This is a genomic window from Streptomyces sp. MGP-BFMKR1 (genome assembly GCF_057766585.1).
Map to the genome: position 1 here is coordinate 176,582 of NZ_CM173408.1, position 13,681 is coordinate 190,262.

Annotated in this window: 9 protein-coding genes and 1 pseudogene; 6 read left to right on the forward strand and 4 right to left on the reverse strand. The window is 72.6% G+C overall.

What is annotated here, in order from left to right; translation table 11 throughout:
* Positions 1-76: 76 nt before the first annotated feature.
* The gene (locus AC3CHW_RS00655) at positions 77-430 is read left to right on the forward strand and encodes an acyl carrier protein (RefSeq protein ID WP_488469165.1); all 354 of its coding nucleotides are present in this window, start codon (positions 77-79) and stop codon (positions 428-430) included.
* Between the two features lie 206 nt (positions 431-636).
* On the opposite strand, the gene AC3CHW_RS00660 is transcribed toward AC3CHW_RS00655, so the two are convergent.
* Positions 637-1,914 (reverse strand): MFS transporter, encoded by a 1,278-nt coding sequence (locus AC3CHW_RS00660; RefSeq protein ID WP_488469166.1) that lies wholly within the window; start codon positions 1,912-1,914, stop codon positions 637-639.
* A gap of 56 nt (positions 1,915-1,970) precedes the next feature.
* Between AC3CHW_RS00660 and AC3CHW_RS00665 the strand changes: the two genes are divergently transcribed.
* Positions 1,971-2,972, forward strand: a complete 1,002-nt coding sequence (locus AC3CHW_RS00665; RefSeq protein ID WP_488469167.1) for an ArsR/SmtB family transcription factor — start codon at positions 1,971-1,973, stop codon at positions 2,970-2,972.
* 222 nt (positions 2,973-3,194) lie between these two features.
* Here the strand turns inward: AC3CHW_RS00665 and AC3CHW_RS00670 are convergent, their stop codons facing one another.
* Entirely contained in the window at positions 3,195-4,454 is a 1,260-nt protein-coding gene (locus AC3CHW_RS00670) for a cytochrome P450 (protein WP_488469168.1), read from the reverse strand.
* Between the two features lie 420 nt (positions 4,455-4,874).
* On the opposite strand from AC3CHW_RS00670, the gene AC3CHW_RS00675 reads away from it, so the two are divergent.
* Positions 4,875-5,723, forward strand: a complete 849-nt coding sequence (locus AC3CHW_RS00675) for an alpha/beta fold hydrolase (protein ID WP_488469169.1) — start codon at positions 4,875-4,877, stop codon at positions 5,721-5,723.
* Positions 5,724-5,845: 122 nt separating this feature from the next.
* Here AC3CHW_RS00675 and AC3CHW_RS00680 read toward each other — a convergent pair whose 3' ends face one another.
* Positions 5,846-6,757, reverse strand: a complete 912-nt coding sequence (locus tag AC3CHW_RS00680) for a phosphotransferase family protein (RefSeq protein ID WP_488469170.1) — start codon at positions 6,755-6,757, stop codon at positions 5,846-5,848.
* Positions 6,758-7,017: 260 nt separating this feature from the next.
* Between AC3CHW_RS00680 and AC3CHW_RS00685 the strand changes: the two genes are divergently transcribed.
* The 3 genes and pseudogenes from AC3CHW_RS00685 (at position 7,018) to AC3CHW_RS00695 (ending at position 8,479) form a co-directional block, all read left to right on the forward strand.
* Positions 7,018-7,665: a GNAT family N-acetyltransferase gene (locus AC3CHW_RS00685; RefSeq protein ID WP_488469171.1), complete on the forward strand. Its 648-nt coding sequence runs from the start codon at positions 7,018-7,020 to the stop codon at positions 7,663-7,665.
* Positions 7,658-7,841, forward strand: a pseudogene (locus AC3CHW_RS00690) (IS630 family transposase); the annotation flags it as partial. The gene AC3CHW_RS00685 and the pseudogene AC3CHW_RS00690, both read left to right, overlap by 8 nt.
* A gap of 68 nt (positions 7,842-7,909) precedes the next feature.
* Positions 7,910-8,479: a maleylpyruvate isomerase N-terminal domain-containing protein gene (locus tag AC3CHW_RS00695; RefSeq protein WP_488471267.1), complete on the forward strand. Its 570-nt coding sequence runs from the start codon at positions 7,910-7,912 to the stop codon at positions 8,477-8,479.
* A gap of 174 nt (positions 8,480-8,653) precedes the next feature.
* Here AC3CHW_RS00695 and AC3CHW_RS00700 read toward each other — a convergent pair whose 3' ends face one another.
* Positions 8,654-13,675 (reverse strand): type I polyketide synthase, encoded by a 5,022-nt coding sequence (locus AC3CHW_RS00700; RefSeq protein ID WP_488469172.1) that lies wholly within the window; start codon positions 13,673-13,675, stop codon positions 8,654-8,656.
* Positions 13,676-13,681: the final 6 nt, after the last annotated feature.

The window sequence follows — 13,681 nt, forward strand, 5'->3', positions numbered from 1 at the left end:
AGTTCTCCGGGACGCTCACCGCCGTCGGCGCCGCCGACGGCCGCGTCCCGAAGCCCCAACGAGACGGGAGAAAGTGATGGACACCGAAAACAGCGAGGCCAACCTCGACGGCGCCAAGCTCCGCGAGGACCTCGCCGCCGCCACCCCAGAGGAGCGCGAGGCCCTGTTGCGCGAGACGGTGCGCGCTCAGCTCGCGAGCATCCTGCCCGAGGCCACCATCGAGGACGACAGCAACTTCCTGGAGAACGGGCTCACCTCGCTCACCGCGCTGGAGCTGACCCGCAACCTGATGACGCTCACCGACGTGGAGATCCCCCTCGTCGCCGTCCTGGAGTACCCGACCCCGGCCACCCTGGGCCACTACCTGGCCGAGGCGTTCGCGGCGGTGGCCGAGGGCGACGCGGCTCCCGCCGGCACCACGGCGGAGTAGCCGGGTGGACACGTACGCTGCACGGCCCGCGCGCACCGCGACGGGCAGGCGCCGCACAGCCGGCTGACGGTCGCGTCCACGCCGCACCGGGGCCTGGCACGCCCCGGTGCGGCGCCGTGCCGCGAGCCGGCTGGCTGGGACGCGGTTCGCCCGCTCGGTGGCGGGCGGAGGCCACGGCGAGGGCGCGGCGTGCTGGCGCCCCACCGTCAACGGGACCCCCGCCGACTCTTCCGGCCGGAGTCCGGTGCGGAGGACGCGGCCCGTCCGGCGCGCGGTCCGGTCCGCTGCCGCGCGACGGCCGCCAGGTGTCGGGCCAGGGCCGCCGCCGCGCACAGCGCCAACAGCACGCACACCCCCGGCCAACCCGCCGCGCCGAAGGCCCGCGCGCCCAGCCAGGAGCCGGCGCTGCCGCCCAGGTAGGCGCAGGTCATGTAGGCCGTGGTGAGTCGGCTGCGGGCGTCGGCGCGCAGCGCGTAGACCCGGGTCGTGTTGGCGACCATCCCGCACTGCATCGCCACGTCGAGCAGCAGCGTGCCGACGACAAGCGCCGCCATGCCCGCCGCCCCACCCAGCGCCCCGGCCGCCAGCACCACGGCGGAGGCGAGCGTGCCCAGCAGGCAGACCAGGTTCACCAGGTCGGGGCCGCGCCGGTCGGTGAGCCGGCCGGCCAGCGGCGTACACACCATGGTGGCCGCCCCCACCAGGGCGAGCAGGCCCGCGGCCGGGGCGCCCAGGCCGTAGGCCGGGCCGGTCAGCAGCAGGACGACGCCCGTCCACACCGCCGAGAACCCGGCGAACACCGTCGCCTGGTAGAAGCTCGAGCGCCGCAGCTCCGGCTCGGTGCGCAGCAGCCGCAGCGGTTCGGCGAGCAGGGCGCGGTACGGTCGGCCGGCCGCCGGGGCGGGCCTGACGGGCAACGCCGCCGCGAGCACCCAGGCCAGCAGCAGCATCACGGCCGCGGCGACCAGGTAGGGGGTCCGCCAGCCCCACGCCTCGGCGAGCGAGCCGCCGAACGCGCGCGACAGCAGCATCCCGCCGATGGCGCCGCTGGCCAGCATCCCGGACACCTCGCCGCGCCGGCCGGGCGCGACCAACCCGGCCGCGAGCGGGCCCACCACGGACGCGGCGACGCTGGTCAGGCCCACGGCGGCGGATGCGGTGACGAGCACCGGCAACCCGGGGGCCAGGCCAGCCACGAGCAGTCCGAGGCCGGTCAGGCAGAGCAGGACCGTCAGCAGGCGTCGGTGTGGAAACCGGTCGCCCAGCGGTACGAGGAGGTAGTTGCCGGCCGCGTACCCCACCTGGGTGGCGGTGACCGCGAGCGTCGCGGCGCCCGTGGAGACGCCGAGCCCCTCGGCCGCCAGCGGGGTCAGTGCCTGCGCGAAGTAGAGATTGCCCACCGCCGCCGCGCAGGTGAGCGCGAGCAGGAGGAGGAACCGCCGGCTCAGGACGGGGTCGGGCGGGGGCGTCGGCGCTGCTGTCATGTCGGGCATTCCACGGCCCTGTGGGGCCGGGCGGAAACGACGTAGCGTATGCCTTAATGATCAGCTTCGTGATGGGGGTCGAGGACCTCGCCGACACCCGGTTCGCGCTGTCGCCGCTGGCCGAGACGGTGTGCAGCCTGCGCGTGCTGCGCGAGCCCGGGCTGTCCGCGCTGCACCTGCCCTGGCGCCGGGCGGTCATCGACGGTTTGGGCGCGCTGGACACGGAGTTGCTGCTGTCGCTGGTCGCGCGGCGGCACACCCTGCCGGACTTCCTCACCCCACGGCCGGCCACCCACTTCGCGTCCTTCGCCGACGAACTGGCCGTCGTACGGCGCACTCCCCCCGCCCTCGTACGCCGCGACCTGCGCGACACGCACGCTCCCGATCCGCTGCCCGCGCCGCTGCGGGCCGCGGCGAACGGCACCGACGCCGAGGTGGTCGCCCTCCGCGAGGCAGTCTGCGACCTGCTCGACGGCTACTGGAGCGCGGCCGTCGAGCCGTGGTGGCCGCGCATCCGACTCGTGCTGGAAGCTGACATGACCTACCGGGCGCGCCAACTGGCCACCGGTGGGGCGCGGCTGTTGTTCGCCGACCTCCACCCCGACGTGCGCTGGCGGGACGGCGTGCTGGAGATGCGCGGCATGATCGGCGACGGCTTCCGCACCCGGGCCGCCGGGCGGGGGCTGTTGCTGGTCCCCCTGGTGTTCGCGCACAAGCCCGCGCCACCCGTGACGGAGCACGTCGCACCGGTGCTGGCCTACCCGAGTCGCGGGGTGGCGACGCTGTGGGCCGAGGCCCCGCCCGCCGCGCCGCCGGGGGCCCTCGCGGAGCTGGTCGGGGCGGTGCGGGCGCGGCTGCTCGCGCAGTTGGCCGAGCCGCTGGCCACGGTGGAACTCGCGCGCCGCTTCCGGGTCACGCCGAGCGCGGTCTCCCAACACCTGCGCGTTCTCTTCGCGACGGGGCTCGTCACCAGGGCCCGCCACGGGCGGCAGGTGTTGTACCGGCGCACGCCGCTCGCGGACCAGTTGCTGGGCGGCGAGGCCGCGCCGGACGCTTGAGGAAGCCAGGCCGGCGGGCCGCTCCCCGTACGGGTCCTGGCGCCGCGGGTGCCTCGCGATCGGCTCCGGGCCGTCACGGCGCTGCCCGCGTCGCCATCCCGCCACCAGCACTCGACGCGGCCAGGAGCCACCCACGCGCGCGTCCCACCGCGCGCGACCCGCCGCACGCCTGCCGTCGGCCGCCCGGCGCCGCCGCGTGGCGCCGGGCCCGCGCGGCGGCGCCTAGAACACGCACTGCACGTGCTTGATGGCCTCCACGAAGCTGGCGACCAGCCGCCGGGGCTCGCCTTCGCTGCGGATGTGCGGCAGCCGGCCGAAGAGTTCGCGGAAGAAGACGGTGACCTCCATGCGGGCCAGGTGGGCGCCGAGGCAGAAGTGCGGCCCGACGGAGCCGAAGGTCAGGTGGGGGTTGGGGTCCCGGGTGATGTCGAACGTGTACGGGTCCGCGAACACCTTCTCGTCCCTGTTGGCCGAGCAGTAGAAGAGCAGGACCTTGTCACCCTTGGCGAAGGTGTGTCCGCCCACCTCGCAGTCGCGGGCCGCCGTCCGGCGCATCCAGTTGATGGGGGTCGCCATGCGCAGGATCTCCTCGACGGCGCGCGGCGCGTACGCGTCGAAGTCGGAGAGCAGCAACTCCCGCTGCTCCGGGTGTTCGGTCAGCAGCACCAGGCCACGGGAGAGCGCGTTGCGGGTGGTCTCCATGCCCGCGATGACCAGGAGGATGAAGAAGGAGGACAGTTCCTCGGGCGTCAGCCGCTCGCCGTCGATCTCGGCGTGCACCAGGCGGGTGATGAGGTCGTCGGTGGGGTTCTTCACCCGGTCGGCGGCGAGCCGGGCGATGTAGCTGCCGAGCTCCCGCGAGGTGCGCAGCAGGGCCGGCGTCGCCTGGTCGAGGCGGGGGACGTACTCCGGGTCGAAGGTGCCGACGATGATGTTCGAGCGGTCGTAGATGAACTCGTAGTCACTGGGCGGAATGCCCATCATTCCGCTCAGTACGGCGATGGGCATGATGGCGGCGGCCTGACGTACGAAGTCACACGGGCCGGTGGCTATGAGGTCGTCGACGATCTGCCGGGCCGCCTTCCGCGAGGCCGCCTCGAACTCCGCTGCCATGCCGCGTCCGAAGGCCCGGGAGACGATCCGGCGTAGTCGGGCGTGCTGCGGATTGTCCATGTTGATCATCGAGCCGAAGAAGTTGTTGAACTCCTGCGGCAGGTCCACGATGCTGATCCCGGTCGGCGCCGAGCAGAAGTCCTGCGGCCGTCGACTCACCTCAGCGATGTCGGCGTGGTGCACCAGCGCGTAATAGCCGGCCCCGTGCGGATACCCCGGCATCGCGGGCTCACGGAAGTGCATCGGACCCGGCGCCCTGCGGAGCGCAGCGAAGGCCGCGTCGCGGTCACCGAACGGCTGCGACCAGAAGGCGAGGTCCGTGAGGTTGATCTTGGCGACGTCGTCGAACCTGGAGACGGGTGGATACATGGCGCCTCGTTTCGCGCGAAGTGAAAGGTCGGGGAAGGACGACCAGATCGCGCGGGAGAAGGGGCGCGTTTTCCCAGCCTCCGGCGCGCACGCACCGCTTGCAAAGAAAGTCGCCGGAAACACGAAATCGCCGCAGGCGGGGAAGCGCACTGCGACGTCATCGCTCCGACCGGAAAGCCCTGCCTTGCTTTCCGAGCACTCGGGAAGGGGAATGCCGACACTATGTCTGCGGTTGGGAATTCCGATAGACTCCGGGTGGAGCTACTTACACCGTCGTCACGGAACCTGCTGCGTTCGGCGGTCCAGCAGGGAACAGCATCGCCTCTCTCGCTTAAGCGCGGCTAATTTGCCGGTAATTTAGGGAACCGTAATGCCAACGGGGCTCGAATGGCGGCCTATTCGCACGCTAGGCTTTCTGTCATGGATCTCTCCGTCCCCGTAACCGATGACGTGAAATTGCATTTCCGGCACCGGCCGGGAACCGCGGCCACGGCGTTCCTCCTGGTGCACGGCATGGCCTCCAACGCACAGCTCTGGGACGAGGTCGCCGACCACCTGGCCGCCGCGGGCCATCCGGTGTACGCGGTGGACCTGCGCGGCCACGGCGAATCCGACACACCCGAAACCGGCTACGACACCCGCACGGCCGTGGCCGACCTGGTCGCGTCCTGCGCGTTCCTGGGGTTGGAGCGGGTGGTGGTCGCGGGGCACTCCTGGGGTGGCAACGTCTCGGTGCGCTTCGCCGCCGAGAACCCGCACCTGGTCTCCGCCCTCGCCCTGGTGGACGGCGGCTGGCTCGAACCGTCGGCGGCATTCGCCTCCTGGGAGGCGTTCGTGGCGGCCCTGCGCCCCGGCGCTCTCGACGGGGCCACCGTGGACAGCATCAGCTCCTACTTCCGCACCATCCACCCCGACTGGTCACCGGCGGCCATCGACGCGGCGGTCGCCACCATGCGCGTCCACCCGGACGGCACGCTCACCCAGCGCATGACACACGACCAGCACATGTCGATCCTGCGTAGCATCTGGGGCGAGCCCCCGGTCCCCTGGTACGCCGACGTCGACGTGCCCACGCTGCTGATGGTCGCCATCCCCAAGGGCGCGCTGCCCCCGCTGGCGAACCGCATCCGCACCCGCGTGCAGAACACCACGGCCCCCCTACGCCACGCCACGCTGCGCGAGTACCCCGACTCCGAGCACGACCTGCACGTGCAGCGCCCCGGCCAAGTAGCCGCGGATCTCCTGAAGTTGGCACGCGACGCGGGGTGAGCCGGCGGCAGGCGACACCGCGTCCGCTTCCTGGTGATCGAGCCACCCTCCTCCAGGCCGACGACCGCGGGCGGCCGGCCCAGCGCCGACCACCGTGATCGCGTGCCGGCCGCTCCGAGTCGTCATCCCGGCCCGGCCATCACGGCGGCGACGTAGTCAGCCAACCGCTCCTCCACCACGCGCGGTGTCAGGTCGGTCCTGCCCGCCTCCCGCCACGGCCGCGACACCTGCCGCACTTCCTCGGAGGCCGCCAGCCCGTCCCGCACCCGCCAGTACAGCCGCTCGCCCGCGTCCGCGGCCAGCACCCCACCGGCCTCCTCGTACGCCTCGGCGAACCGCGTACCCCACGCTGGTCCGTGCAGGAGCGCGAGGTTGGTCGAGCAGTGCGCCACGTCGAGGTCCGCCGGGCCCCAGGAGGCCGCTGCCCAGTCGACCACCCCCGTGATCCGGGCGGCTGCCGGCCGTGCGGGGTCCATGTCGAACAGCACGTTGCCGGGCTGGAAGTCCCCGTGCAGGAAGCATCCCTCGTACGGCGGTGGCGGCCTGCGGATCACGTCGATCGCCGCTGCCCACGCCGCCGGGTCGGCGCCCCGTGGGACCACGACGCTGTCGGCGGTCGTCAACGCCACGTACGCCGGGGGCCGCTCGGCGGGTCGCACCGCGTGGATCACCACGAGTCGGCGGGCCAGCAGCCGGACGCGGGTCTCCACCCCCTCATCGGCGAGGACGGTCCGGCCGGCCAGGTGTGTCATGAGGAGCGACGGATACTCACCGTGCGCGGCGGTCGGGTCAACCGCGACCAACTCGGGAGCCGCCACACCGGTCCCCGCGAGCTGGGTCAGGGCGCCGGCCTCCCTCCCGAGCCAGTCATCGGCGCGCTCCACGGCGTACGGGGAGACGAAGCTCCGCAGCACCAGGGCGCGGGTACCGCCAGCACGCCTGCCCACGGTCAGCCTCCGCGTTTCGGCCGTGATGCCGCCGCGTAGCGCCTCGACCCTGGTGATCCGCTCCCCCGCCTCCAGGTGCCCGCTCACTCAGGCCCGTGTCAAGGGCCGGACGGTCGCCGCCTCGTCGTGCTTGGTCACCGGGCCAGCCCAACATCCGGCGGTGACGTACGCAAAGGCTTTGCCAGCCACGAGCGCGGACGGCGGGCGCGGGGGCACGGGCAGGCCCCCCGCGAGGGACGAAAGCCGCGACCATTACGCGGCCTTGCCCGGGAGGCGTCCGCGCCTGGTGCCCGCACGCCGCCGCTGAGCCCACCGTTCCACCGCGGTGACCAGGGACAATGGAGCGCATGAACGCATGGCCCACGCTCTCCGCCCCGGAGATCACCACCGCCCGCCTCCGGCTGCGCACGGCACACGACGCGGATATCGACGGCCTGATCGAACTCCAGACAGACCCGCGGGTCCGCGCGCACCTTGGCGGGGCGCGGCCCCGCGACGCCGTCGTGCGGTACTTCGCCGCGAACGGCGTCAGCGCCATCGCGGGAAAGGCCGGCACGTACGTCATCGCCGACCGGGAATCCGACGCGTGCGTCGGGACGCTGGTGCTCGACCGGCGCTCCGCCGACCTCCCCGGCCACGTCACCGAGGAAGGCGGGGAGTTGGAGCTCACCTACCTGCTCCGACGCAGCGGTTGGGGGGCGGGGCTGGCGTTCGAGGCCACCACGGGCCTGCTGCGTGCCGCCGCCGACGAACTGCCGGAGCAGCCGGTCCTGGTGGTCACCCAGACGGCCAACGAGCGTTCCCGCAGGCTCGCCACCCGCCTCGGCTTCCAACCCGTCGGCACGTTCGAGGCCCATGGCGCGGAGCAGACCCTCGCGGTGGCCGGTCTGCACGCGTTCGCCGCATGCTGTGACCGGGAAGGTTCGCCGGGTTGGTGGTCGGGCGGTCGGGTGGGCGGTGACGTCCGTTCCGATCGCTGGAGGTGTGGTGGTTGAGCCTGTGCGGATGCGCAGACTGACCGATCAGGAAGTGCAGAAGCTGCAGCAGGTGGTGCGCCGGGGCAGTACCAGCTCGGTGCGCTACCGGTGAGCGATGACGTTGCTGGCAACCGCCGGCGGCAACCGGGTTCCGGTGATCGCCCAGCTGGTCCAAGCCGACGGGGCGGACGTGCCGGATGCCCGGCGGCGTGAAGGGTTGACAACCGGCCCCGCCTCACAACACGGACCGCGAGGAGTTTTCATGGACCGCCAGGACGTCGACGCCGCCGTGGCAGAGATGCTGCGGGTGCTTGGCCCCCATACCGCCGAGGACTGGATGGTGCCGGCGGGGTCGCTCGAATGGACCTGCTGGCAAACAGCAGCCCACATCGGCCACGACCTGCTGGCCTACGCAGGGCAGCTGGCAGCTCAGCCCGTCAACGCCTACCTTCCCATCGATCTGAACGTTCGCCCCGCTGCCTCGCCGGCCGAAGTACTCCAGGCCGTCACCGCCTGCGGCGGACTGCTCAGCAGCGCCCTGGTCACAGCCAAGCCGACCCTGCGTGCCTGGCACTGGGGCCCGTGCGACCCCGAAGGGTTCGCGGCGATGGGCGTTGCCGAAACGCTGCTGCACACCTACGACATCGCACGGGGACTGTCCGTGGACTGGCTGCCACCAGCACAGCTGAGCGCTGCAGTACTCAACCGGCTCTTCCCCGCCGCCCCGCCCGGAGACCCCACCCAGGTGCTCCTCTGGTGCACCGGCCGCGGAGAACTCGACGGCATCCCTCGCCGGACCTCGTGGAGGTGGGAAGCAGCACGATCGGACTGACCAAGCTGGCCCCGGGGCCCGTTCCCGATCACAGCGCCAGCTATCGGTCCGCGACCGGCGAACCCTCGCCGAGGACAAGGCTCCTGCGGTCCCGCCCCCTGCCACCGGATCATCCGGGCGCCGGACGGCGCACGCCAGGCCACGGCCAACCGGCGGCAGGGGCGGCGAGGGTTACTACGCGCCCAACTCGTCGATGAGGGCGAAGACCTCGTCGGCCGTGGCGCCGGCGAGGTCCTTGTCGGCCGTGTTCTGAGGTGTCGCGTCGGTCGTCGTGGTCGAGTACTTCCACAGCAGCGCCTGGAGTCGGTTCACCAGCCCCGTACGGCGCGGGTCGGCCGCGGGCAGTTCGGCGAGCGCGGCCTCCACCTCGTCGATGCGGCCGAGCGCCGGGTGTGCCTGGTCCGCGTCGGTGGGCAGGAGTTGGCTGAGCAGGTACTCGGTCAGCGTGCTGGGGGTCGGGTAGTCGAAGACCAGCGTCGTGGACAGGGTGAGTCCCGTCGCGCCACGCAACCGGTTGCGTAGTTCCACGGCCGCGATGGAATCGAACCCCAGCTCCTTGAAGGGTCGGTCGGGGTCCACCGCGTCCGGCGACGGATAGTGCAGTACGGACGCCACCTGGGCGCGTACGACCGTCAGCAGCCGCTCGGTGCGGTCCGGCGCGGGCAGGGCGGTCAACTCCTCACGTAGGGCAGCCGCGCCGTCGCCCGGCGCGCCGGCATCCGGTTCGCGGGCGGCGTCGAGCGCGCGCCTCGCCTGTGGCACGCCGTCGAGCAGCGCGCTCGGCCGAGCCATCGTGAACAGCGGCGCGAACCGGTCCCACGCCACGTCGGCCACGGCCAGGTGCGGGTCGTCGTGGTCGAGCAGCCGGCCGAGGGCGGCGGTGGCCAGCACGGGGTCGAGCGGGGTCAGGCCCTGTCGGCGCAGCCGCTCCGTGTACTGGCCGAGTTCAGGGCTCGACCCGGCAGCCGCACCGGGCGCGGCCAGGTCCCAGAGCCCCCAGGTCACCGACGTGACCCGGCGGCCCGCCGCACGGCGTTGCCGCGCGAGCGAGTCCAGGTGGGCGGTGGCCGCGGCGTAGGCGCCGTGGTCCTTGCTGCCCCAGGAGGCGGCCACCGTGGAGAAGAACACCACCGTGTCGTCCGGCCCCAGGCCGCACAGCTCGTCCAGATGTGGCCCGCCGTCCACCAGGTTGGCGGCGACGACCTCGGCGAGGTCGGCGGGCGAGAGGTCGGTCAGCGGCGCCAGGTCCCCGGTGGCCGAGGTGTGGATGACCGTGCCGATCCTGGCCCCCTCGTCCGCAAGGCGGGCCGCGAGGCGTGCGACGGCCGTCCGGTCGATCGGCGCACAGTCAGCCACCTCCAGGACGGCCCCGCGTTCCTCCAGCTCGGCCGACAGCTCCGCCACGCCGGCGGCGTCGGCCCCGCCGCGTCCCAGCAGCAACACACGTTCGGCGCCGCGCTCGGCCGCCCAACGGGCGGTGTACGCGGCGGGCCCATCGGCGTCGCCGGTGATCAGCACGGTGCCACGGGGCTGCCAGGGGTGCTCCGGCTCTCGTTCGCCGAGCCCTGCCGGTACGAGTCGGCGGCCCCACACCCCGCCCTCGCGCAGCGCCACCTGGTCCTCGCCGGACGCTCCGCCGAGAACGGCGCGCAGCGGGCCAGGGTCGACGTCGTCCGGCGCGAGTGGCAGGTCCACGAGCCCACCCCACAGCGCGGGGTGTTCCAACGCCGCCACCCGGCCAAGCCCCCAGATCTGGGCCTGCGTGGGCGAGACCACGCTCTCGTCGGCTGAGACGGCCACGGCGCCCCGGGTGACACACCACAGGGGGCTGTGCACCTCGGCGTCTACCAGCGCCTGCACCAGCGCGAGGGTCCCGGCAACGCCGCTGGTCAGACCCTCGTGATCTGCGTACGGGCGCTCATCGAGCCCGAGGAGCGAGAGGATATGGGTCGGTGCGGTGGCCTCGTCCGCGTACGCGTCCCGCAGCGCGGCGGCCAGCTCGGCGCGCCCGCAGGACTCCCCGACCGCCAACCGACGCACCTGGTCACCGGCCGCCCCCAACGTACGGGTGCACAGCTCAACCCACTTGTCGGCGGCCCCCGTCGGGCACACCACGAGCCACGATTCCGCCGGCCCCGACAGCGTCCCGAGGTCCGTACGCCGATGCCACTCCACCCGGTACCGCCAGCCGTCCACGACCGACCGCGCATGCCCCGCCTGCCGCCACGCCGACAACAGCGGCAGCACGGCACCGAGCGACGCACGCGCACCCTCACCGGCCGCGCCCCCACCATCGCCATCGCCATCGCCAACCCGCAAGGTTTCCGCGAGGGCTCCCAGATCCTGCCGCTCGACGGCGGCCCAGAACGCGGCCTCGCCGTCCTGCCCACCGGGAGCGGCAAGATCGGGCAGCATGTCGGGGAGCCAGTAGCGCTGACGTTGGAAGGCGTAGGTGGGTAGGTCCACGACGTGGGGCGTGGGGTCGTTGGGGTACCAACGGGTCCAGTCGACGCTCACGCCGGCGGTGAACGCCTGGGCTACGGACTGCGCCAACTGCTCCAACCCGCCGTGTTCCCGGCGAAGGGTCGGCACCGCGGCAGCGTCGATCCCTGTTTCGTCGAAGGATTCCTGGAGTCCGACGGTCAGGACCGGGTGGGTACTGGCTTCGATGAACACGCGGTGGCCATCAGCCAGGAGGTGGCGTACGGCGTCGGCGAAGCGGACTTGTTCGCGCAGGTTGGTGACCCAGTAGGCGGTGTCCAGGGTGCTGGTGTCGATACGTTCGGCGGTGACGGTGGAGTAGAACGCCACCTCACCCTGGGTCGGACTGATACCGGCCAACACCTCGTGGAGTTCGTCGGCGATCTCGTCAACCTGTGAGCTGTGAGAGGCGTAGTCCACATCGATCAGGCGAGCCCTGCCGCCACTTTCCTCCAGTGCGGAGACGGCGTGTTGCACCTGCTCAGGCGGGCCGGAGACCACCGCTGACCCAGGCCCGTTGACGGCAGCGATGCCCACACCCGCCGCGCTGTCGCCAAGCCCGGCCAGAAACTCCTCGGCCTTGTCCTGACTCAACGCGAGCGAAGCCATGGCGCCGCCGCCGGCAAGGCGGCGGAGTGCCTTGCTCCGTAGCGCCACCACCTTCGCGCCGTCCTCCAGGGACAGCGCTCCGGCGACGACAGCAGCCGCGATCTCGCCCTGACTGTGACCTACCACGGCAGCCGGCTTGACTCCCTGGTCCGCCCACACGGCGGCAAGCGAGACCATGACCGCCCACAGCACCGGTTGCACCACATCCACGCGGCTCAGGTCGGCGGCGTCCACCCCACCCCGCAACACCTCGGCAAGCGACCAGTCCACATACGGAGCCAACGCCCGCTCACACTCCGCCACCCGCGCCGCGAACACCGGCGAGGCTTCCAACAACCCCGCGCCCATCCCCAGCCACTGCGAGCCCTGGCCTGGGAAGACCAGTACCGGGCCGAGGTCGCCGGGCAGTGTTGGGGTGCCGGGGCTGGTGAGGGTGGGGTGGGTTGTGTCGGTGGCCAGTGCGTGGAGGCCGGCGAGGAGCGTGTCGTGGTCTTGGCCTGTGAGGACTGCTCGGTGGTCGAAGATGGTGCGGGTGGTGGTCAGGGACCAGCCGATGTCGGTGATCGAGGCAGCCGGGGCCGTCGCCAGGTGTTCGAGCAGCGCTTGGGCCTGACCGCGTAGCGCGGCGTGGCTGCGGGCCGACAGCACCCACGGGACGTAACCACCGGTGGCCATCACCGGCCCGGGAGCGACAGGCGCCGACTCCTCCACGGGCGCCTCCGGCGCCTGCTCCAGGATGACGTGCGCGTTCGTACCCGAGATGCCGAAGGACGAGATGCCCGCCCTGCGGGGGCGCTCGCCGTTCGGCCAGGTGACGGGCTCCGTCAGCAGGCGTACGCCGCCGGCCTCCCAGTCCACGTGCGGGGTCGGGTGGTCGACGTGCAGGGTCGCGGGGAGCGTTTCCCGTTGCAGCGCCATGATCATCTTGATAACGCCGCCCACGCCGGCGGCGGCCTGGGTGTGTCCGATGTTGGACTTGACGGAGCCCAGCCACAGCGGCCGGTCATCGGGACGGTCCTGACCGTACGTCGCGAGCAGCGCCTGTGCCTCGATCGGGTCACCCAACGACGTACCGGTGCCGTGCGCCTCGACGGCGTCCACCTGGTCGGGGGCGAGGCGCGCGTTCTCCAGCGCCTGCCTGATCACCCGTTCCTGGGCCGCGTCGTTGGGGGCGGTGAGGCCGTTGCTGGCGCCGTCCTGGTTGATGGCCGAGCCACGGAGGACGGCGAGCACGCGATGGCCGTTGCGCCGGGCGTCCGAGAGGCGTTCCAGGAGGACCAGGCCGACGCCCTCGGAGAAGCCGGTGCCGTCGGCGGAGGCCGCGAAGGACTTGCACCGCCCGTCGGGGGCCAGGCCGCGCTGCCGGGAGAACTCCGCGTAGGCGGTCGGGGTGGTGAGCGAGGTGACGCCGCCGGCCAGCGCCATCGCGCACTCGCCCTGGCGCAGGGCCTGGGCCGCCAGGTGCATGGCCACCAACGACGACGAGCAGGCCGTGTCCACGGTCACCGCGGGCCCCTCGAACCCGAAGGAGTACGCGACGCGCCCCGAGACGACGCTGGTGAGGCTGCCGGTGGTCGCGTACCCCTCGAAGCCCTCGGGAATGTGCGGGGTGCGCGAGAGGTAGTCCTGGCTGGACACGCCCGCGTACACGCCGGTGGCCGAGCCCCTGAGCTGGGCGGGGTCGAGGCCGGCCCGTTCGAGGAGTTCCCAGGCGACTTCGAGGAGCAGGCGCTGTTGCGGGTCCATGGCCAGCGCCTCGCGCGGGCTGATCCCGAAGAACTCCGCGTCGAACCGGTCGGCTCCGTCGAGGAAGCCACCGTCGCGCACGTAGCTGGTCCCGGGGTGGTCCGGGTCCGGGTGGTACAGGCTCTCCAGGTCCCAGCCGCGGTCGGTGGGGAACGGCGTGATGGCGTCGGTGCCCGAGGCGACGAGGTTCCACAGGTCCTCGGGGCCTCGTACGCCGCCCGGGTAGCGGCAGGCCATGCCGACGACGGCCACCGGCTCCTGGGACCGCTCCGTCACCTCGCGCAGCCGCTGGCGCGCCTGGCCGAGGTCCACCGTGACCCGCTTCAGATACTGGCGGAGCTTCTCTTCGGTGTCCGACATCAGTTC

What these genes read in the sequence shown, in the direction of transcription:
- AC3CHW_RS00660 (WP_488469166.1), bottom strand. Translation starts at nt 1,914, where the DNA reads ATGACAGCAGCGCCGACGCCCCCGCCCGACCCCGTCCTGAGCCGGCGG.
- AC3CHW_RS00655 (WP_488469165.1), top strand. Translation starts at nt 77, where the DNA reads ATGGACACCGAAAACAGCGAGGCCAACCTCGACGGCGCCAAGCTCCGC.
- AC3CHW_RS00675 (WP_488469169.1), top strand. Translation starts at nt 4,875, where the DNA reads ATGGATCTCTCCGTCCCCGTAACCGATGACGTGAAATTGCATTTCCGG.
- AC3CHW_RS00700 (WP_488469172.1), bottom strand. Translation starts at nt 13,675, where the DNA reads ATGTCGGACACCGAAGAGAAGCTCCGCCAGTATCTGAAGCGGGTCACG.
- AC3CHW_RS00695 (WP_488471267.1), top strand. Translation starts at nt 7,910, where the DNA reads ATGGACCGCCAGGACGTCGACGCCGCCGTGGCAGAGATGCTGCGGGTG.
- AC3CHW_RS00665 (WP_488469167.1), top strand. Translation starts at nt 1,971, where the DNA reads ATGATCAGCTTCGTGATGGGGGTCGAGGACCTCGCCGACACCCGGTTC.
- AC3CHW_RS00685 (WP_488469171.1), top strand. Translation starts at nt 7,018, where the DNA reads ATGAACGCATGGCCCACGCTCTCCGCCCCGGAGATCACCACCGCCCGC.
- AC3CHW_RS00670 (WP_488469168.1), bottom strand. Translation starts at nt 4,454, where the DNA reads ATGTATCCACCCGTCTCCAGGTTCGACGACGTCGCCAAGATCAACCTC.